Annotated in this window: 16 protein-coding genes; 7 read left to right on the forward strand and 9 right to left on the reverse strand. The window is 72.5% G+C overall.

Annotation, left to right across the window (positions count from 1 at the left end; all coding sequences use genetic code 11):
- Positions 1–135: 135 nt before the first annotated feature.
- From BX283_RS05845 to BX283_RS05855, 3 genes are read left to right on the forward strand one after another with little or no spacing between them, the layout of a single operon-like run.
- Positions 136–1,176 (forward strand): iron-containing redox enzyme family protein, encoded by a 1,041-nt coding sequence (locus BX283_RS05845; protein ID WP_101386582.1) that lies wholly within the window; start codon positions 136–138, stop codon positions 1,174–1,176.
- A gap of 48 nt (positions 1,177–1,224) precedes the next feature.
- On the forward strand, positions 1,225–1,878 hold the full coding sequence (locus BX283_RS05850) for a HemK2/MTQ2 family protein methyltransferase (RefSeq protein WP_101392165.1): 654 nt from the start codon (positions 1,225–1,227) through the stop codon (positions 1,876–1,878).
- Positions 1,859–2,056, forward strand: coding sequence for a CDGSH iron-sulfur domain-containing protein (locus tag BX283_RS05855; protein WP_101386583.1), 198 nt, complete (start codon positions 1,859–1,861; stop codon positions 2,054–2,056). The genes BX283_RS05850 and BX283_RS05855 overlap by 20 nt, the downstream gene beginning before the upstream one ends.
- Before the next feature lie 3 nt (positions 2,057–2,059).
- On the opposite strand, the gene BX283_RS05860 is transcribed toward BX283_RS05855, so the two are convergent.
- Genes BX283_RS05860 through BX283_RS05870 form a run of 3 tightly spaced genes read right to left on the reverse strand, consistent with a single transcriptional unit; the run spans position 2,060 to position 5,810 of the window.
- The gene (locus tag BX283_RS05860; protein ID WP_101386584.1) at positions 2,060–4,147 is read right to left on the reverse strand and encodes a xanthine dehydrogenase family protein molybdopterin-binding subunit; all 2,088 of its coding nucleotides are present in this window, start codon (positions 4,145–4,147) and stop codon (positions 2,060–2,062) included.
- A 44-nt stretch (positions 4,148–4,191) separates the two neighbouring features.
- The gene (locus BX283_RS05865) at positions 4,192–5,178 is read right to left on the reverse strand and encodes a xanthine dehydrogenase family protein subunit M (protein ID WP_101386585.1); all 987 of its coding nucleotides are present in this window, start codon (positions 5,176–5,178) and stop codon (positions 4,192–4,194) included.
- Positions 5,175–5,810 (reverse strand): 2Fe-2S iron-sulfur cluster-binding protein, encoded by a 636-nt coding sequence (locus tag BX283_RS05870; RefSeq protein ID WP_101386586.1) that lies wholly within the window; start codon positions 5,808–5,810, stop codon positions 5,175–5,177. Before BX283_RS05870 ends, BX283_RS05865 begins: the two co-directional genes overlap by 4 nt.
- 190 nt (positions 5,811–6,000) lie before the next feature.
- Between BX283_RS05870 and BX283_RS05875 the strand changes: the two genes are divergently transcribed.
- Positions 6,001–7,092 (forward strand): glutamate--cysteine ligase, encoded by a 1,092-nt coding sequence (locus BX283_RS05875; RefSeq protein ID WP_101386587.1) that lies wholly within the window; start codon positions 6,001–6,003, stop codon positions 7,090–7,092.
- A gap of 79 nt (positions 7,093–7,171) precedes the next feature.
- Here the strand turns inward: BX283_RS05875 and BX283_RS05880 are convergent, their stop codons facing one another.
- Positions 7,172–9,571 carry an excinuclease ABC subunit UvrA gene (locus BX283_RS05880; protein ID WP_101386588.1) on the reverse strand — a complete coding sequence of 800 codons (2,400 nt, stop codon included), beginning with the start codon at positions 9,569–9,571 and terminating at the stop codon, positions 7,172–7,174.
- A 322-nt stretch (positions 9,572–9,893) separates the two neighbouring features.
- Between BX283_RS05880 and BX283_RS05885 the strand changes: the two genes are divergently transcribed.
- A complete protein-coding gene (locus tag BX283_RS05885) occupies positions 9,894–10,694 on the forward strand; it encodes an RNA polymerase sigma factor SigF (protein ID WP_101386589.1) in 801 nt (266 codons plus the stop codon).
- A 106-nt stretch (positions 10,695–10,800) separates the two neighbouring features.
- On the opposite strand, the gene BX283_RS05890 is transcribed toward BX283_RS05885, so the two are convergent.
- On the reverse strand, positions 10,801–11,157 hold the full coding sequence (locus tag BX283_RS05890; RefSeq protein WP_101386590.1) for a PRC-barrel domain-containing protein: 357 nt from the start codon (positions 11,155–11,157) through the stop codon (positions 10,801–10,803).
- A gap of 209 nt (positions 11,158–11,366) precedes the next feature.
- Positions 11,367–11,528 (reverse strand): hydrophobic protein, encoded by a 162-nt coding sequence (locus BX283_RS05895; protein ID WP_101386591.1) that lies wholly within the window; start codon positions 11,526–11,528, stop codon positions 11,367–11,369.
- A 189-nt stretch (positions 11,529–11,717) separates the two neighbouring features.
- On the opposite strand from BX283_RS05895, the gene BX283_RS05900 reads away from it, so the two are divergent.
- Together BX283_RS05900 and BX283_RS05905 are read left to right on the forward strand one after the other, a co-directional pair.
- On the forward strand, positions 11,718–12,728 hold the full coding sequence (locus BX283_RS05900; RefSeq protein WP_101392166.1) for an SDR family oxidoreductase: 1,011 nt from the start codon (positions 11,718–11,720) through the stop codon (positions 12,726–12,728).
- 65 nt (positions 12,729–12,793) lie between these two features.
- The gene (locus BX283_RS05905) at positions 12,794–13,468 is read left to right on the forward strand and encodes an HAD family hydrolase (RefSeq protein ID WP_101386592.1); all 675 of its coding nucleotides are present in this window, start codon (positions 12,794–12,796) and stop codon (positions 13,466–13,468) included.
- A gap of 78 nt (positions 13,469–13,546) precedes the next feature.
- On the opposite strand, the gene BX283_RS05910 is transcribed toward BX283_RS05905, so the two are convergent.
- From BX283_RS05910 to BX283_RS05920, 3 genes are all read right to left on the reverse strand, one after another.
- On the reverse strand, positions 13,547–13,936 hold the full coding sequence (locus BX283_RS05910) for a hypothetical protein (RefSeq protein ID WP_101386593.1): 390 nt from the start codon (positions 13,934–13,936) through the stop codon (positions 13,547–13,549).
- A gap of 138 nt (positions 13,937–14,074) precedes the next feature.
- Complete coding sequence (locus BX283_RS05915) at positions 14,075–15,892, reverse strand: thiamine pyrophosphate-requiring protein (RefSeq protein ID WP_101386594.1); 1,818 nt, start codon at positions 15,890–15,892, stop codon at positions 14,075–14,077.
- Positions 15,893–15,923: 31 nt separating this feature from the next.
- Complete coding sequence (locus tag BX283_RS05920) at positions 15,924–18,938, reverse strand: FAD-binding and (Fe-S)-binding domain-containing protein (RefSeq protein ID WP_101386595.1); 3,015 nt, start codon at positions 18,936–18,938, stop codon at positions 15,924–15,926.
- Positions 18,939–18,990: the final 52 nt, after the last annotated feature.

The raw sequence follows: 18,990 nt of genomic DNA on the forward strand, positions 1-18,990 counted from the left end.
GCGGTCACGCATCGGTACCCGCTCTCACGGATCGCAATCCGGTGGGCGCACCCGGCAGGTACGGCGGTGCGGCCGTTGCCGACGGGGTTCCGGGTGCGCCCGTTGCGGACCGCGTTCCGTGGGTACCCGCAGGCCATGACCATCGATCAGCGGGGCCCCGCCCTGCCGGACGGCCGCGGTGAGATCTCCGCGGCCGTGCTCGCCCACCTGCGCGGCGAGGGCAGCCCGCTCCCGGACCCCCGGTTGGCCGCCGGCGCCGACCCCTACGGCGACGACCTCCAGCTCGCGCTGTACGTCTGCTACGAGCCGCACTACCGGGGCTTCGCCGGGGTGGACGACGCCTGCGAATGGGATCCCGTGCTGCTGGCCGCGCGCGCTCCGCTGGAGGCGCGCTTCCTCGACGCCCTGCGCCGCGACGCGGCCCGCGACCACGACGTGGACGACGCCGTCGGCGAACTGCTCGTCGAGCCCGTGCACGGCACCGGGGTCTCCCACTACCTCCAGGAGGAGGGCCGGCTGTGGCAGCTGCGCGAGTACGCCGCCCAGCGCTCGCTCTACCACCTCAAGGAGGCCGACCCGCACGCCTGGGTGCTGCCCCGGCTGTGGGGCCGGGCCAAGGCGGGAATGGCGGCGGTGGAGTTCGACGAGTTCGGCGGCGGCCGCGCCGAGCGGGTGCACGCCCGGCTCTTCGCCGACCTCATGACCGACCTGGGCCTCGACACCGCGTACGGGCGCTATCTGAACGCCGCGTCGGCGCCGATGCTCGCCACGGTGAACCTCATGTCGCTGCTCGGGCTGCACCGGAGCCTGCGCGGGGCGCTCGTCGGGCACTTCGCCACCCTTGAGATCACCTCGTCGCCCGCCTCGCGGCGCCTGGCGCTCGCGATGAAGCGCGCGGGCGCGGGGCCCGCCGCCGAGCTCTTCTACACCGAGCACGTGGAAGCCGACGCGGTGCACGAGCAGGTGGTGCGGCACGAGGTGATCGGCGGCCTCCTGGTGCAGGAGCCGCACCTGGCGCCGGATGTCGCGTTCGGCATCGACGCCACCGTGTTCCTGGAGGACCGGTTCGGCGACGATCTGCTGGGGCACTGGCGGGCGGGGCGCAGTTCGTTGCGGACGCCCCTCGATCGCGCGGCCTCCGTATCCGTGGGGCCGGAGCCGGACTCCGACGGATAAACACGCATTTGGCAGGATCTTTCCCGTGTGGCCGGGCACTCGGCGTACATGACTCTTCTGGCCCCACCCGGCGTCTACACCCCACAGGCCGACACCGCGCTGCTGGCCGAAGCGCTGCGCGACGAGGCGGTACCGCCCGGTGCCGAGGTGCTCGACGTGGGCACCGGCACCGGCGCGCTGGCCCTCGCCGCCGCCCGGCGCGGAGCCCGGGTGACCGCCGTCGACATCTCCTGGCTCGCCGTTCTCACCGCCCGCCTCAACGCACGGCTGGCCGGTCTGCCGGTGCGGGTGGTGCGCGGAAACCTGCTGGCGCCGGTGGCGGGCCAGGCGTACGACCTCATCCTGAGCAACCCGCCCTACGTTCCCGCGCGCGCCGCCGCCCCTCCCCGGCGCGGCGCCGCACGGGCCTGGGACGCCGGGCACGACGGGCGGCTGCTCGTGCGCCGCATCTGCCGCGAGACACCCCGCCTGCTGCGCCCCGGCGGTGTGCTGCTGCTGGTCCACTCCGCGCTCAGCGACCCGGAGGCGAGTCTGCGGGAGCTGCGGAGCGCGGGGCTCAAGGCGGCGGTGGCGGCGCGCCGGTTCATCCCCTTCGGGCCCGTCCTGCGGGCCCGAAGGGCGTGGCTGGACGCGCAGGGTCTGATCGACAACGACGAGACGACGGAAGAGCTGGTGGTCATCCGTGCCGAACGACCCGTCTGACAAGCCGCGCCGCATCCGCGTCCGGCGCGAGGGGCCCGTCCTCGTCGAGGGGCCCGTGGAAGTCGTCCTGGAGGACGGCACCAGCGCGGTCTCCGACCGCTGTGTGGTCGCGCTGTGCACCTGCCGCCGCAGCCGGACCTACCCGTGGTGCGACACCAGCCACCGCCGCCGCGTATGAGCGTCAGAGGTGTACGCGGTCCGGGGTGAGCGGCAGTTCACGGAAGCGGACGCCGGTGGCGTGGTGCACCGCGTTGCCGATCGCGGCGGCCGTGCCCACGATGCCGATCTCCCCGATGCCCTTGCTGCCCATCGGATTGAGGTGGGAGTCCTCCTCGTCGATCCAGTGCGCCTCGATCGCGGGCACGTCGGCGTGGGCGGGCACGTGGTAGCCCGCGAGGTCGCTGCCGATGAAGGCGCCGGAGGCGGGGTCCACGCTGCCGCCCTCGGTGAGCGCCATGCCGAGGCCCATCACCATGCCGCCGATGAACTGGGAGCGGGCGGTGCGCGCGTTGAGGATCCGCCCCGCCGCGTACACCCCGAGCAGCCGTCGCACCCGTACCTCACCGGTGACGGTGTCGACGGCGGCTTCGGCGAAGTGGGCGCCGAACGCGTGCCGCGCGTAGGGGGACTCCGCGTCCGCGGTGCCCTCGGTGTCGGTGGACGCCGTCAGTCCCCCGGGCGGCAACGGGCCGGTCCGCTCGGCGAGTTGGCGCACCAGGGACCGGCACGCCTCGTCCACGGCCCAGCCCCAGGACGCCGTCCCGGCGGACCCGCCCGCGAGCGGCGCCCTGGGCAGCCCGGTGACGCCGATCTCGGTACGGACCGAGTCCACCCGGACGCCGAGCGCCGTGGCCGCGATCTGGGTGAGTACTGTACGGGCGCCGGTGCCGATGTCGGTGGCGTTGATCCGTACGACGTACAGCCCGTCGGGGTGGGCGGTGACCGTGGCGCGGCTGGGCGAGACCAGGACGGGATAGGTGGCGGCGGCGACCCCGGTGCCGATGAGCCACGATCCTGAACGCCGCACACCCGGCCGGGGGTCGCGCCCGGCCCAGCCGAAGCGCGCCGCGCCCTCGCGCAGGCACTCGACGAGGTGCCGGCTACTGAAGGGCCGCCCGCTGTCCGGCTCGGCCGGGGGTTCGTTGGCCACCCGCAGCTCGATGGGGTCCATCCCGAGGGCGCAGGCGAGCTCGTCGACGGCGGACTCCAGGGCGTACATGCCGGGTGTCTCGCCCGGTGCGCGCATCCAGGACGGGGTGGGGACGTCCAGGGCCACCGCCCGGTGGCTGGTGCGGCTGCTCCCGCTGGCGTACATCACCCGGGCGGGCACCGCCGCCTGCTCGACGAACTCCTTGACCCGTGAGGTGTGTGTGGTGACCTCGTGGATCAGCGAGGTGAGGATGCCGTCGGGCCGGGCGCCGAGCCGGACGCGGTGCAGGGTCGGGGCGCGGTGGCCGACCAGTTCCGTCAACTCACGTCTGGGCAGGGCGAGTTGGACCGGCCGTCCGGTGTGCCGGGCGGCCAGTGCCGCGAGGACGACATGGGGGCGGGGCGTGCCTTTGGAGCCGAAGCCGCCGCCGACGTGCTCGCAGACGACGCTCACCCGTTCCTCGGGCAGCGCGAAGAGCTTGGCCAGGGTGGCGCGCACGGTGTCGCCGCCCTGGCTGGAGTCGAACACGGTGAGCGCGCCGTCCCGCCAGAGCGCGGTCGCGCCGTGCGGCTCCATGGGGTGGTTGTGCAGCGGCGGCACCGCGTACGACACGTCCACCCGGACCGCCGCGTCGGCGAACGCCCCTTCCGGATCGCCCTGCCGGCGCTCCCCCGGGTGGCCCCCGTTGACCTCCTCGGGGTGGTAGGCCCCCGGGTGGTCCACCGTCAGGGTCACGTCGTGCGGCTCGCTCGCGTAACGCACCCGTACGGCCCCGGCGGCCGCCCGGGCCGTCTCCAGGGTCTCGGCGACGGCCAGGGCGACCGGCCAGCCGTGGTGCGGCACCCGGGAGTCCTGGAGCACGGCCAGCGTCGGATCGTCCGCGTCGGCGAGACGCGGGGCGGAGTCCGGGGTGAGGACGGCCAGCACGCCGGGCAGCGCGAGCGCCGCCGAGGTGTCGAGGGAGACGACCGTGCCGCGCGCGACGGTGGCGGGCACCGGCCAGGCGTACACCCGGCCCGGCGGCGCGTACTCCGTCGCGTATTTCGCGGCGCCGGTCACCTTCGCGCGCCCCTCCCGGCGCTCGACCGGCGCACCCGGGGCGCTCGGGGTCGCTCCCACGGCGGCTCTCCTCTCAGGGGTCGGGGGCGGTGGGCCCCGGCCGATCAGGTCGGGGCGGTCAGCGAGCCGAGCACTTCGCAGGCGAGGTCGCGGGCGAGGGACACCTTGTAGGCGTTGTCCCGCAGCGGGACGGCGGCGGCGAGCTCGGCGTCCACGGCCCGGGCGACGGCCTCGGGGGTGGGCGCACTGCCCAGCAGCGCGGCCTCCGTCCGCCGGGCGCGCCACGGGCGGTGGGCCAGACCACCGAACGCGACCCCGATGTGCCGGACCACGCCGCCCCGCATCTGGACGGCGGCGGCGACGGAGGCGAGCGCGAAGGCGAACGACGCCCGGTCCCGTGCCTTGCGGTAGCGCGAGACGGTGCCGCCGGGCAGGGGCGGCAGCAGCACCCCGGTGATGAGTTCACCCGGGTTGATCACGGTGTCCTGGTCGGGGCTGTCCTGCGGCAGCCGGTGGAATTCGGTCAGCTCGACCGTCCGGCCGCCGCCCGGTCCCGCCATCTCGACCACCGCGTCGAGCGCCGCCAGCGCCACGGCCAGGTCGGAGGGGTGGGTGGCGACGCAGTGCTCCGAGTGGCCGAGCACCGCGTGGTCGCGGTTGACGCCGTCCAGGGCGCCGCAGCCGCTGCCCGGCACCCGCTTGTTGCACGGCTTCCCGACGTCCTGGAAGTAGGCGCAGCGGGTGCGCTGGAGGAGGTTTCCCGCGGTGGTGGCCACGTTGCGGAGCTGGCCCGAGGCTCCGCTGAGCAGCGCCTGCGACAGCACCGGATACCGCTCGCGGACCAGCGGATGCCCGGCGAGGTCGCTGTTGCGCACGGTCGCGCCGATCCGCAGCGCGCCGTCGGGCAGCTCCTCCACCTGATCCAGGGGCAGCCGCGTGATGTCGATGAGCACCTCGGGCCGTTCCACACCGAGCTTCATCAGGTCGACGAGGTTGGTCCCGCCGCCCAGGTACCGCGCTTCCGGGCGCCCCGCATGGGCGGCGGCCGCCTCGGCGACGCTCCCGGCTCTCACGTACAGCAGCGGCTTCACGCGATCACCTCCCGCGCGGCGACATCGCGTACGACCACTTCCTGCACGGCCTCCACGATGTGCGGATACGCCCCGCAGCGGCACAGGTTGCCGCTCAGCCGCTCCCGGATCTCCTCCACGGTCAGGCGCACCGGGGCGCCGGTCGGCCGGTCGGTGTCGGTGACGACCGAGGGCTGGCCGGCCTTCGCCTCCTCCAGCATTCCCACGGCCGAGCAGAGCTGGCCGGGTGTGCAGTAGCCGCACTGGAGCGCGTCCCGGTCCAGGAACGCCCGTTGCAGTGGGTGCAGATCACCGTCCGCGCCCGCCGCCTCGGCGAGCCCCTCCACGGTGACGACCTCGCATCCCTCCTGCGCGACCGCGAGCAGCAGACAGCTGTTGACCCGTCTGCCGTCGACGAGCACGGTGCACGCCCCGCACTGGCCCTGGTCGCAGCCCTTCTTCGACCCGGTGAGGGCGAGGTGCTCGCGCAGCAGGTCCAGGAGCGTGGTGCGGTGGTCGAGCTCGATGACGTGGACGGTGTCGTTCACCCACAGGGTCATGCGCGAGTGCGTGGGCGGGAGCACGCCACCGCGGTCGGCCGGTCCGGAGTCGGGCTCGGGGCTGTGCTCACGCGGGCGGTCGCTTGCTTCCATCCTCACGGCTCCTCGGTCTGACGGGTCGGCGGCTTCTCCACACCCTCGTACAGCCGTCGCCCTCCGGCATCTCGGCGGCCCCTCCCACTGCTCCGCGCGCCGGTCGTGCGCCCCTGCGCCGGGGGCGTACCGGCCGACTGGCGCAAACGCACACCGGTTCGACCGGTTCGGGCGCGGGTAACCACCTCTCATGCTCACCTTTGGGGTCGAAGAAGAGTATTTGCTGGTGGACCCCGTGACCGGCCGGCCCCTGCCCCGTTCGGAAGAGGTAAGGGCACTGACCGGGCCGGACACGGTCGGGGAGCCGGAGGTGCAGGCCGAGCTGCTCCAGGCTCAGGTGGAGGTGGCGACCCCGGTCTGCCTGGCCCTGGCGGAGCTGGGGGGCCATCTGGTGCGTCTGCGGCACACGGTGGGGACCGCGGCGGAGCGCGTGGGCTGCAGGGTCGCCGCCGTGGGGGCCGCCCCCGTCAACGGCGCGGGGCCCGTCCCGGTCACTCCGCGGCCGCGCTATCTGGCGATGCAGACGAACGCGGGGCAGCTGGTCGACGAGCAGCTGATCAACGGTATGCATGTGCACGTCGGGGTGCCCGACCGGGAGGTCGGCGTCGCCGTCCTCAACCGGATCCGCGTCTGGCTGCCCACCCTGCTCGCCATGTCGGCCAACTCACCGCTGTGGCACGGCCGCGACACCGGCTTCGCCAGCTGGCGCACCCTGGTCTTCAGCCGCTGGCCGGTCAGCGGCCCCCCGCCGCGCTTCGCCGACCTCGACGACTACGAGAGCCGTGCGGAGGCGCTCATCACCGCCGGGGCGGTCAGCGACAGCGGGCAGCTCTACTGGCACGCGCGCCTCTCCGAGCGCTACCCCACCATCGAGGTGCGCTGTCTCGACGTGCAGGTGCGGGTCGACGAGGCGGTGATGCTCGCCGGGATCATCCGTGCCCTGGTCGCCACCGCGATCCGCGAGCACAAGGACGGCGAGCCGGTACCGGAGTGCCCGCTCGAACTGCTCCAGGCCGCGACCTGGCGCGCCGCCCGGGAAGGCCTCAACGGCGTCCTGCTCGATCCCGCCGGACAGCGGCGCAGCTGCGGCGACGTGCTGTGCCAGCTGGCCCGGCACATCGGCCCCGCCCTGGAGGCGTCGGGCGACGGGCTTGAGGTCAACTCCATGATGCAGCGGCTCCTGCGCCGGGGAACCGGCGCCGACCGGCAGCACCGGGCCTTCACGGAAGGCGGGATTCCGGCGGTGATCGGCCTGATCACGAGCGAGAGCGTCAGGACCTAGCGCCGCTGCGTACGGGGCCGCAGGGGCGGTTCCACGAAGGCCGGGTTCGACGAGGGCTGGGTTCAGACGAGGGCGGGGTTCACGCGCCGACGTACCGCGCCAGGTGTTCGCCCGTGAGAGTGGAGCGGGCGGCGACCAGGTCGGCGGGGGTGCCCTCGAAGACGATCCGGCCGCCGTCGTGGCCCGCGCCGGGGCCGAGGTCGACGATCCAGTCGGCGTGCGCCATCACCGCCGGGTGGTGCTCGACGACGATGACCGACTTGCCGGAGTCGACCAGCCGGTCCAGCAGGCCGAGCAACTGCTCCACGTCGGCGAGGTGGAGGCCGGTGGTCGGCTCGTCGAGTACGTAGACGACCCCCTCGCCCTTCTCGGCCATGTGGGTGGCCAGTTTGAGCCGCTGCCGCTCGCCGCCGGACAGGGTGGTGAGCGGCTGGCCGAGGGTGAGGTAGCCGAGCCCCACGTCACGGAGCCGGGTGAGGATCCGGTGCGCGGCCGGCGTGCGCGCCTCGCCGTCGGCGAAGAACTCCTCCGCCTCGTCCACCGACATCGCCAGCACCTCGCTGATGTCGCGGCCGCCGAGGTGGTGGTCGAGGACCGACGCCTCGAACCGCTTGCCCTCGCACTCCTCGCAGGTGGTGGCGACCGCTGCCATCATCGCCAGATCGGTGTAGATCACCCCGGCGCCGTTGCAACCGGGGCAGGCACCCTCGGAGTTGGCGCTGAACAGCGCCGGTTTCACGCCGTTGGCCTTGGCGAACGCCTTGCGGATCGGGTCGAGCAGCCCGGTGTACGTGGCGGGGTTGCTGCGCCGCGACCCCTTGATGGCGCCCTGGTCGACCGGGACCACGTCCGTACCGGGCGGGAGCGAACCGTGGACCAGGGAGCTCTTGCCGGAACCGGCCACGCCGGTGACGACGCAGAGCACGCCCAGCGGCAGGTCGACGTCGATGTCGCGCAGGTTGTGCGCCCGCGCGCCGCGGATCTCCAGGACGCCGCCGGGCTGGCGCACCTTCTCCTTGAGGGCGGCCCGGTCGTCGAGGTGGCGGCCGGTGACGGTGCCGCCCGCCCGCAGCCCCTCGACGGTGCCCTCGAAGCAGACGGTGCCGCCCGCCGTCCCCGCGCCGGGGCCGAGGTCGACGACGTGGTCGGCGATCGCGATCGTCTGCGGCTTGTGCTCCACCACGAGCACCGTGTTGCCCTTGTCGCGCAGCCGCAGCAGCAGGTCGTTCATCCGCTGGATGTCATGGGGGTGCAGACCCGTGGTGGGCTCGTCGAAGACGTACGTGACGTCGGTGAGCGCGGAGCCGAGGTGGCGGATCATCTTGACGCGCTGGGCCTCGCCGCCCGACAGCGTGCCCGACGGCCGGTCGAGGGCGAGGTAGCCGAGACCGATCTCCACGAACGAGTCGAGGGTGCGCAGCAGGCTCGCGAGGAGCGGCGCCACCGAAGGCTCGTCCAGGCCCCGGACCCAGTCGGCGAGGTCGCTGGTCTGCATCGCGCAGGCGTCGGCGATGCTGATCCCCTCGATCTTCGACGACCTGGCCGCCTCGCTGAGCCGGGTGCCGCCGCACTCGGGGCAGACGGTGAAGGTGACCGCCCGGTCCACGAACTCCCGGATGTGCGGCTGCATCGCCTCCCGGTCCTTGGAGAGCATCGACTTCTGGATCCGCGGGACCAGACCCTCGTAGGTCATGTTGATGCCCGCGATCTTCATCCTGGTCGGCTCGCGGTGGAGGAAGTCGTACAGCTCCTTCTTCGTGAACTTGCGGATCGGCTTCTCCGGGGGGAAGAAGCCCGACTCGGCGTAGAGCCGGGAGTTCCAGCCGCCGCCGGTATACCCCGGGACGGTGATGGCGCCCTCGGCGAGCGACTTGGAGTCGTCGTAGAGCTGGGCGAGGTCGATGTCGGTGACCGCACCCCGGCCTTCGCAGCGCGTGCACATGCCGCCGGTGCGGTTGAAGGTCGCCTTCACGGCCTTGGTCCGCCCGGCGCCGCGGTCCACCGTGATCGCGCCGCTCGCCCGGACCGAGGGGACGTTGAAGGCGAACGCGTTGGGCGGGCCGATGTGCGGCTGCCCGAGCCTGCTGAAGAGGATGCGCAGCATCGCGTTGGCGTCGGTGGCGGTGCCGACGGTCGAGCGGGGGTCGCCGCCCATCCGCTGCTGGTCGACGACGATCGCGGTCGTCAGCCCTTCGAGGACGTCGACCTCGGGCCGCGCCAGCGTGGGCATGAAGCCCTGGACGAAGGCGCTGTACGTCTCGTTGATCAGCCGCTGCGACTCCGCGGCGATGGTGTCGAACACCAGCGAGCTCTTGCCGGAGCCGGAGACACCGGTGAACACCGTCAGCCGGCGCTTGGGGATCTCGACGCTGACGTCCTTGAGGTTGTTCACGCGCGCCCCGTGCACCCGGAGCAGATCGTGGCTCCCGCCGCCCTGCGGCGTCTGCGGCCGCGCGCCCGTCCTCCTGGCCGTGCCCATCGTGTCTCCCTCTGCCGTGCGAACCGCTTTCGCGCTCCACGCCGGGATCGCGCCCGGCTCGATCTAACCAGCTCCGGGCAGCGGCGTCGCCCCGGTGCCGGCGGCGGGCGCGCACAAACACCCCGGCTTTCACACGGCCTCGCACCCAAAGTCATCCCTCGCACACACCACGAAGTTTCCCCGAATTCCACTCCGGCGCATGCATACGGCCCGTTCCAGTGGAAATACGCTGCCACGGAATGGGCGGCGGGGGCCCGTGTGGCGGCTCCGCACACCCCTTCCTTTCGACGGCGAACCCTTTTCCGTCCGAGGAGCGCAAGTCATGTCCACTCACTGCGCCAATCGCCGCTATGACGACACACCGGATACCGATGAAGCGTTCGTACGACTCGCCGCACTGCCCGACGGACCCGAACGGGCGGCACTGCGCGAAGAGTTGGTTAATTCCTGGCTCCCCCTCTCGGAACGGCTCGCCGGACGTTTCCGCGACCGCGGCGAATCCGTGGAGGATCTGCGCCAGGTCGCCGCCGTGGGCCTGCTGAAAGCCGTCGACGGCTTCGATCCCGCCCAGGGCACGCCGTTCGCCGCCTACGCCGTTCCCACCATCACCGGCGAGATCAAACGCCACTTCCGCGACCACATGTGGACCCTCCACGTGCCGCGCCGCGTCCAGGAACTCCGCAACCGCGTCCGTACGGCCCGCCACGAGCTGCAGTGCGCCGGAACCGGCGAACCGACCGTCCGGGACCTGGCGCAACACACCGGTCTGAGCGAGACGGACGTACGGGACGGTCTGGAGGCTCTTGACAGCTTCCGCGCCATGTCCCTGGACGCCGAACAGCCCGGCGACACCCAGGGCTCGTACACGCTGGCCGACACCATCGGCTCCGAGGACCCGGCGCTCGACACACTGATCGACCGCGAGTCCGTCAAGCCCGGTCTGCGCGAACTCCCCGCCCGCGAGCGGGAGATCCTCTATCTGCGCTACTTCCAGGGCATGACGCAGAAGAACATCGGCCGTGAACTCGGCATCTCCCAGATGCACGTGTGCCGGCTGCTGCGCCAGTGCTGCACGCGGCTGCGCGAGGAGGCGATGTGCGCGGCGCCGGGCGAGGCGGCGTGAGCGGCGAACGCAGCGGGGCCGCCCGGAACTGCCGTTCCGGGCGGCGCCACTGAGGGAGATCTTGCTCTTGTGTGCTCGGTTGTGCTCGATGGTCCTGATGCCGACGTCAGACGACCGGCGGGCGACCGCTGTAGTAGCCACCGACCTGGTCGTGGTAGCCGGGGTCACCGAGGTGCTTCTCCCGGTCGAACTCGGGGGCGGACTTGATCTCGGCCTTCGTACGGTCCACGTAGACCTTCTTCTCGGCCGCGTCGAGCCGCGTCACGGTACCGGCGGGCAGCAGCACATGCTTGCCGAAGATCCAGATGCCGGTGTCGACGACGATGTACGCGGAGCCGACCTCGTCCGAGTGCTTGTCGACCTTGCCGATGCTCCCGTCGGTGGCCTCGACGCTCCAGCCGCGCAGATCCGCGCCGGCGAGGTGGCCACTGGTTTCCGGGTAGCCCCAGATGTTCTCAGTCATGAAACGTGATTCCTTTCGTCATGTGTGCGGCCATGTGTGCGATCGTGTGCCCGGCCGTGTGTGCGCCGGAATTCCGCATTGGTCCGCCGGAAGAGCGTCGCCGCGTAAACCATTCGGTGACGCTCTCTCCCGACGGGCCGGGTGCCCGGGTTCTTCCGGCCGACACCTCACTTTTTCGGCCTTATCGGTGCCTCCCGCGCGGAACGCCGCTACCAGCGATACCAGCGGCCGGATCCGCCCTTCGGCCGGGCGACGAATCCGATGAGCCACAGGACCAGTACCGCGATCGCGATCCACCACAGGACTTTGAGTGCGAAGCCGGCGCCGAAAAGGATCAGGACCAGCAGGAGAACGAGGAGCAAGGGGACCATGGCAATCAACCTCCAGCTCTCCGTGTGCCCCCATCGGGCGGCCACACACATTCCGGGAGACGATTTATCGGTGGACCATTCCCGGCGCCAGCGCAGCGCTCATTCACGTAAGTCGTTCAAGGGAATGGGGAGGCTTCCGAGGGGTACCCCACCACGGGATTGCCGATGCCCGGAGGGACGGACGAGATCATGCCGCAGACCGTTGTGATCACCGGCGCCAGCGCCGGGGTGGGCCGTGCCACCGCCCGGCTGTTCGCGCGGCGCGGTGCCGACATCGCGCTCCTCGCACGCGGCCGGGCGGGGCTCGACGCCGCCGCCGCGGAGGTCGAGGAGGCCGGAGGGCGGGCTCTGGTGCTGCCCACCGACGTCGCCCACCACCAGGAGGTGGAGAAGGCGGCGGAGCTGACCGAGGCCGAGTTCGGCCCGATCGACGTATGGATCAACGTCGCCTTCACCTCCGTCTTCGCGCCCTTCACCGAGATCGGGCCGGAGGAGTTCCAGCGCGTCACCGACGTGGCGTATCTGGGCTTCGTCAACGGCACCCGCGCCGCCCTCGCCCGGATGGTCCCGCGCGACCGCGGGACCGTCGTCCAGGTCGGCTCCGCCCTCGGGGAGCGCTCCATCCCGCTCCAGTCCGCCTACTGCGGCGCCAAGCACGCCGTCAACGGCTTCACCTCATCGGTGCGCACCGAACTGCTGCACCGCGGCAGCCAGGTGCGCGTCACCGTGGTGCAGCTGCCGGCCGTGAACACCCCGCAGTTCTCCTGGGTGCGCTCACGGCTGCCGAAGCACCCCCAGCCGGTGCCGCCGATCTACCAGCCCGAGGTCGTCGCCCGGACCATCGCGTACGCGGCGGACCACCCGGGCCGCAAGCAGTACTACGTCGGCGCCTCCACGGTCGCCACCCTGTGGGCCAACCGGCTCGCCCCGGCCGTGCTCGACCGCTTTCTGGCCCGTACGGGCTACTCGTCGCAGCAGACCGACTCCCCCGCGCCCGCCCCGGGGCCGGGCAACCTGTGGCAGCCGCTCGACGACCGCCCCGGCGAGGACCACGGCGCCCACGGCGCCTTCGACGAGCGTTCCACCCCGCGCTCCCCGCAGGCGGCCCTCGCCCGCCACCCCGCGCTCGCCGCGGGAGCCGGTGCCCTGGCCGCGGCGGCCGTGCTGCGCTGGGTGGGCGCGCGCCGCGCGGGCGGCTGAGCCGACGAGACCGTACGGTCGAAGCAGGGCAGAGGGGTGCACAGGAGTCCGGAAGGCGGGACGGTATGACGCGCGCGGCGATCTTCGACGTAGACGGCACTCTCGTCGACACCAACCATCTGCATGTGATCTGTTGGTGGGAGGCGTTCCGGCAGGCCGGACACGAGGTGGCGACGCACGCCATCCACCGGGCGGTCGGGCTGCCCTCGGAGGACCTGATCGCGCATCTGCTGGGCGAGGACCGCGACAAGGACGAGGACGCCGACCTGAGCTCCACCCACAAGGCTCTGTACGGCACCTACTTCGAGCGGCTGGCGCCGATCGCGGGCGCCGCGGACCTGCTGCGGGCGCTGGACGGGCGCGGCTGGCGGGTGGTGCTCGCCACCTCGGCGGGCGGCTCCGAACTGGGCGCGCTGCGCCGGGCCATCGACGCCGACGACGTGATCGCCGGGGTGGCCAGCGCGGACGACGTCGAGTCCGGGAAACCTGCCCCCGACCCCGTCCACCAGGCGCTGGAGCTGGTCGACGGCGACGCCGGGTCGTCGGTGTTCGTCGGCGACACTGTCTGGGACATGAAGGCGGCTGCCAAGGCCGGCGTGCGGCCCGTGGGCGTGCTGGCGGGCGGTATCCCGCGCGGCGATCTGGAAGAAGCGGGCGCGGTCGCGGTCTACGACGACCCGGCGGCGCTGCTGGCCGCCCTCGACGACAGTCCGGTGGCGGAGCTGGAGCGACGCGGCTGAGCGGACACGCGGCTGAGCACGGCTGAGCGGACACGCGGCTGAGCGGGCGCCGCTGTCCGCCGCCCACTCCTACCGTTCCTACCGTCCTCGAAGCCGCAGTTGCAGATCCACTTCCTGGTCGCCCGAGGCCGCGCCGGCGTCCTCCACCTCGAAGGTCCGGTGCAGGACGTCCCGGAGCCGGGCCACGGCGACGGGGCCGCCCTGTACGTCGACGGTCACCGCGTCGCCCAGTGCGGCCCGGCTCACCTCCTGGGGCACCCGGGAGGTGTCGAAGGCGGCCGTCCACACGGTCGGACGCGCCGGACCGCGGCTGGTGGGCCCGTGGCCCGCGTCGTCGGCACCCTCGTCCGCCGAGAAGTACCGGCGCAGCACGCCCAGGACCGACTCGGCGTCGTCGGCCGAACACGCGCTCAGCACCACTTGGACGCGATGTTCCGGCGGCGCCTGGGATGCGGCGGTGGGCTTCATGGGAGCACTCCTCCTGCGTCGGTCGGTACGGTCGGGTCCCGCACGGGCACCCAGCGGGTTGCCCGCGCCGGGGCGGCGAAACCCGCCGATGCCACTCTGCCCGCGTTCGCGGGCCGCCGCCTCTTCGCGAGCCTCGCGTCAGGCGCCGCCTCCGGCGCCCGGCCGGTCCTCCCGGTGCTTGCCGCCCGGCAGCATCTCCTGGACCTTCGCCTTCAGCCCCTGCCGGATCATGCCGACCCGGTCGCTGTCGCCCTTGACGATCGAGGCCGCGGCGGCCTCGATCTGGTCGAGCGAGGCGTGCGGCGGGATCGGCGGGACCGCCGGGTCGGTGCGGAACTCCACGACGAACGGCCGGTCCGCCTCCAGCGCCCGCCGCCAGGCGCCCTCGACGTCGCCGGGCTTCTCGACCCGTACTCCGTCGAGCCCGATGGAGCGCGCGAAGTCCGCGTACGGCACATCGGGCAGCTCCTGGGACGGCAGGAACTGCGGGGCGCCGGACATGGCGCGCATCTCCCAGGTCACCTGGTTGAGGTCCTGGTTGTTGAGCACCGCGACGACCAGGCGGGGGTTGTCCCACTCGCGCCAGTACTTGGACACGGTGATCAGCTCCGCGAGGCCGTTCATCTGCATCGCCCCGTCGCCGACGATCGCGAGGGCCGGGCGGTCCGGGTGGGCGAACTTGGCGCCGATCACATAGGGCACCCCCGGCCCCATCGTGGCCAGCGTGCCGGAGAGCGAACCGCGCATCGTGCCGCGCATCCGCAGGTGGCGGGCGTACCAGTTGGCGGCCGAGCCGGAGTCCGCGGCGAGGATGACGTCGTCGGGCAGCAGCGCGTCGAGCGCGTGCACCACGTACTCGGGGTTGATCGGATCCGCGTCAACGGCCGCGCGCCGCTCCATCACCTGCCACCAGCGGGCGGTGTCCTTCTCGATCTTCTTGCGCCACTTGTCGTGCTTCTTGCGCTTGAGCAGGGGCAGCAGCCGGGTCAGCGTCTCGCGGGCGTCGCCGACGAGGTTGACCTCGAAGGGGTAGCGCAGGCCCACCATGAACGCGTCGATGTCGATCTGCACCGCCCGCGCCTGGTCGAGTTCGGGCAGGAACTGCGTGTACGGGAAGCTGGATCCCACCACGAGCAGCGTGTCGCAGTCCCGCATGAGCTCGTACGAGGGCCGGGTGCCCAGCAGACCGATGGCGCCGGTGACGTACGGCAGGTCGTCGGGGAGCGCGTCCTTGCCGAGCAGGGCCTTGGCGACGCCCGCGCCCAGCACGTCCGCGAGCTGTTCGACCTCGGCCCGGGCGCCCCGCGCGCCCTGTCCGATCAGCACGGCCACCTTCTCCCCCGCGTTCAGCACCTCGGCCGCCCTGGCGAGCTCGTCGTCGGCGGGGACGGGCGCGTAGTGGGCGGCGCCGAGGCTGGAGGGCACCATCTTGAAGGCGTGCCCGGGCGGCTCGTAGTCGAGCTCCTGCACATCGGCCGGGATGATCACGGCGGTGACGGTGCGCCGGGCGGCGGCGGTGCGCATGGCCCGGTCGATGACGTTGGGCAGTTGCTCGGGGACGGTCACCATCTCGCAGTACTCGGAGGCCACGTCCTTGAACAGGCTCAGCAGATCGACCTCCTGCTGGTACGAGCCGCCCATGGCGCTGCGGTTGGTCTGCCCGACGATCGCCACGATCGGCACATGGTCGAGCTTGGCGTCGTAGAGGCCGTTGAGCAGATGGATCGCGCCGGGCCCCGACGTGGCCGCGCACACCCCCACCCGCCCGGAGAACTTGGCGTACCCCACCGCCTCGAACGCGGCCATCTCCTCGTGCCGCGCCTGGATGAACCGGGGCTTGTCGTCGGCGCGGCCCCAGGCGGCGAGCAGGCCGTTGATGCCGTCGCCCGCGTATGCGAAGACATGCTCGACCTCCCACTGGCGCAGCCGTTCCAGAACGTAGTCGGAGACTTTCATCGACACGGGATGGCCTTTCTAGGAGTGCTTTCTACGAATGGGGTCCGGGGGCGCTCACGGGGCGGTCGGCGGCCCTTTCCGGGTGGTCCGCGGGCAGCGGGCCGTCGAGGCCGAGGGCGAGTGCCTCCGCGAGGTGGAGTGCGCGGCGGCCGGTGCCGCCCTGCTCGATCTGGGTGCGGCAGCTGAAGCCGTCGGCCAGCACCAGCGCGCCGGGCGCGGTGTCGCGTACGGCGGGGAGCACACCCTGCTCGCCGATCTTCATGGACAGGTCGTAGTGGCCACGCTCGAAGCCGAAGTTCCCGGCGAGACCGCAGCATCCGGCGTCCAGGACATCGGCGTCGAGGCCGGCGCGGCGCATCAGCTCGCGGTCGGCGTCGTCCTTGAGCACCGCGTGCTGGTGGCAGTGGGTCTGCACGGTGGCGGCCCGGCTCACCGTCGGCGCGCGCCAGCCGTCCGGGGCGTGGTTGACCAACTGCTCGGAGAACGTACGGAACAGGCCCGCGAGACGGCGTACGTCCTCGTCGTCCGGCATCAGGTCGGGCGCGTCGGCGCGGAACACCGCGGTGCACGAGGGCTCCAGGCCGACGACCGGGGTGCCCGCCTCGATCCATGGGCGCAGGACGTCGACACTGCGGCTCAATACCCGTTTCGCCACGCCGAGTTGACCGGTCGAGATCCAGGTGAGGCCGCAGCACACCGGGCGGTCCGGCACGGCGACCCGGAACCCGGCGTCCTCCAGGACCTTGACGGCGGAGCGGGCCACCGCCGGGTGGAAGTACGTGCTGAAGGTGTCCGGCCACAGCACCACGGCCCGGGGATCGCCCGGCAGCGGCTCGACGGTCGCCCGGGAACGCCACCACTGGAGGAAGGACTGCCCGGCGAAGGCGGGCGCCTCGCGCTCGGCCGCGACCCCGGCCAGACGTTTGCCGATCCGGGCGAGCACGGGGGCCCGCAGCAGTGCGTTGACCGCACCCGGACCGATCCGTGAGAGCCGGGCCCACAGCGGCAGCCAGCCCAGCGCGTAGTGCGCGGCCGGGCGCGGGCGGCGGGCGTAGTGGTGGGAGAGGAACTCGGCTTTGTAGGTGGCCATGTCGACACCGGTTGGGCAGTCCGACTTGCAGCCCTTGCAGGCCAGACAGAGGTCGAGCGCGTCCCGTACGGCGGTGGAGCGCCAGCCGTCGGTCACGGGGGTGTCGGTGTGTCCGCCGAGCATCTCGAAGAGAAGGCGGGCGCGGCCGCGCGTGGAGTGCTCCTCCTCGCCGGTGGCCCGGAAGGAGGGGCACATCACCCCGCCGGTACGGGTGCGGCAGTTGCCGATGCCGACGCAGCGCAGCACCGCCTGGGTGAAGGAGTTGCCGTCCTCGCGGTAGCCGAAGCGCGTCCGCGGCGGGGTGGGGCGCCAGCGCGGGCCGAGCCGCAGGTTCTCGTCGACGCGGTGGGGCACGGCGGGCCGCGGAGAGACGACCTTGCCGGGGTTCATCCGGTTCCCGGGGTCGAAGAGCGCCTTGACCTCGGCCATCGCGGTGACCAGCGTGTCACCGAACATCACCGGGAGCAGTTCGGCGCGGGCCTGCCCGTCGCCGTGCTCACCGGAGAGCGAGCCGCCGTACGAGCTCACCAGCCGGGCGGCCCGGAACAGGAACTCCCGGAAGTGTGCGACTCCTTCGGCGGTCCTCAGCCCGAACGGTATACGGGTGTGGACGCAGCCCTGCCCGAAGTGCCCGTACAGCGAGGGGTGGTCGTAGCCGAACTCGGTGAACAGCTCCTTCAGATCGCGCAGATAGTCGCCGAGCCGGTCCGGCGGCACGGCCGAGTCCTCCCAGCCCTCCCAGGTCTCGCGCTCGTCCGGCGGGCGCGCGGTCACCCCCAGTCCGGCTTCGCGGGCCTTGAGCATCTCGCGTTCGCGCGCGGGGTCGTCGGAGAACGCCACGGAGTCGTCCTTGGCGTCGCGCCCGAGCGCCCGCAGCAGTGTGTCGGCCCGTGCGTCGACCTCGTCCCGGGTGTCACCGGTGAACTGCACAAGCAGCCAGCTGTTGCCCGCCGGGAACCGCTCCAGGGATTCCAGATGCGTGTGTTCCTCGCGCATCAGCTGCGCCATCCGGTCGTCCAGCGCCTCCAGCTGCGCGGGCTCGCTGTGCGCGAGCAGCCGGGGGACGTCGTCGGCGGCCGCGCAGATGTCGTCGTAGCCGAGCACCAGCATCGACTCGAAGGGCGGCACCGGCACCAGCTCCAGTTCGGCGCGCACCACGGTGACCAGCGTGTTCTCGCTGCCGACCAGGGCGCGGGCGACGTCGAAGCCGTTCTCCGGGAGCAGCGCGTCCAGGTTGTAGCCGGACACCCGGCGCGGAATGCGCGGATAGCCGCGCCGCACCTCGCCGAGGTAGCGCCCGACGATCTCCCGCAGCCCGCCGTACAGCTCGGCCGGGCGCCCGCCCGCGGCGATAATCTCCTCGTACTCGGCGTCCGGTGTCGGCCCCACCCACATCCGGGTGCCGTCGTAGGTGAGCACCTCCAGCCTGCGTACGTTGTCGGCGGTCTTCCCGTACGCCTGGGCCGAGGCGCCGCACGAGTTGTTGCCGATCATGCCGCCGAGCGAGCAGTGGTTGTGGGTGGCGGGCTTGGGCCCGAACTTCAGCTGGTGGGGCGCCAGTTGGCGGTTGAGCTCGTCCAGTACCAGACCGGGCTCGACGACACACGTACGCCGCTCGGGGTCGACGGAGACAAGCCGGTTGCAGTACTTCGTCCAGTCGACGACCACGGCCGCGTTGGTGCACTGCCCGCCCAGACTGGTGCCGCCCCCGCGCGAGAGCACCGGGGCGTCGTACTCGCGGCACACCGCGATCGCCGCGACCGCGGCCTCGACGGTGTGCGGCACCACGACGCCGATCGGCACCTGGCGGTAGTTGGAGGCGTCGGTGGCGTAGGCCGCGCGGCTGCCCGGGTCGAAGCGGACCTCGCCGTCCACCCGGTCGCGCAGCGCCCGCTCCAGCGGGGAGCGGCCGTGCCGCTCACCGTCACGTGAAGCCGTACCGCCGGTCGCGCCCATGGAAAACCCTCTCCGTCGACACCTCTGCGGCACCGGCCCGGCCCGCTGCAAG

The sequence above is a fragment of the Streptomyces sp. TLI_146 genome, from assembly GCF_002846415.1.
In the GTDB taxonomy this organism is placed as follows: Bacteria; Actinomycetota; Actinomycetes; order Streptomycetales; family Streptomycetaceae; genus Streptomyces.

Excerpts from the sequence above, each read along its gene's own strand:
- BX283_RS05845 (WP_101386582.1), top strand. The coding sequence starts at position 136 with ATGACCATCGATCAGCGGGGCCCCGCCCTGCCGGACGGCCGCGGTGAG.
- BX283_RS05850 (WP_101392165.1), top strand. The coding sequence starts at position 1,225 with ATGACTCTTCTGGCCCCACCCGGCGTCTACACCCCACAGGCCGACACC.
- BX283_RS05870 (WP_101386586.1), bottom strand. The coding sequence starts at position 5,810 with ATGGAAGCAAGCGACCGCCCGCGTGAGCACAGCCCCGAGCCCGACTCC.
- BX283_RS05875 (WP_101386587.1), top strand. The coding sequence starts at position 6,001 with ATGCTCACCTTTGGGGTCGAAGAAGAGTATTTGCTGGTGGACCCCGTG.
- BX283_RS05880 (WP_101386588.1), bottom strand. The coding sequence starts at position 9,571 with ATGGGCACGGCCAGGAGGACGGGCGCGCGGCCGCAGACGCCGCAGGGC.
- BX283_RS05885 (WP_101386589.1), top strand. The coding sequence starts at position 9,894 with ATGTCCACTCACTGCGCCAATCGCCGCTATGACGACACACCGGATACC.
- BX283_RS05890 (WP_101386590.1), bottom strand. The coding sequence starts at position 11,157 with ATGACTGAGAACATCTGGGGCTACCCGGAAACCAGTGGCCACCTCGCC.
- BX283_RS05895 (WP_101386591.1), bottom strand. The coding sequence starts at position 11,528 with ATGGTCCCCTTGCTCCTCGTTCTCCTGCTGGTCCTGATCCTTTTCGGC.
- BX283_RS05900 (WP_101392166.1), top strand. The coding sequence starts at position 11,718 with ATGCCGCAGACCGTTGTGATCACCGGCGCCAGCGCCGGGGTGGGCCGT.
- BX283_RS05905 (WP_101386592.1), top strand. The coding sequence starts at position 12,794 with ATGACGCGCGCGGCGATCTTCGACGTAGACGGCACTCTCGTCGACACC.
- BX283_RS05910 (WP_101386593.1), bottom strand. The coding sequence starts at position 13,936 with ATGAAGCCCACCGCCGCATCCCAGGCGCCGCCGGAACATCGCGTCCAA.
- BX283_RS05915 (WP_101386594.1), bottom strand. The coding sequence starts at position 15,892 with ATGAAAGTCTCCGACTACGTTCTGGAACGGCTGCGCCAGTGGGAGGTC.
- BX283_RS05920 (WP_101386595.1), bottom strand. The coding sequence starts at position 18,938 with ATGGGCGCGACCGGCGGTACGGCTTCACGTGACGGTGAGCGGCACGGC.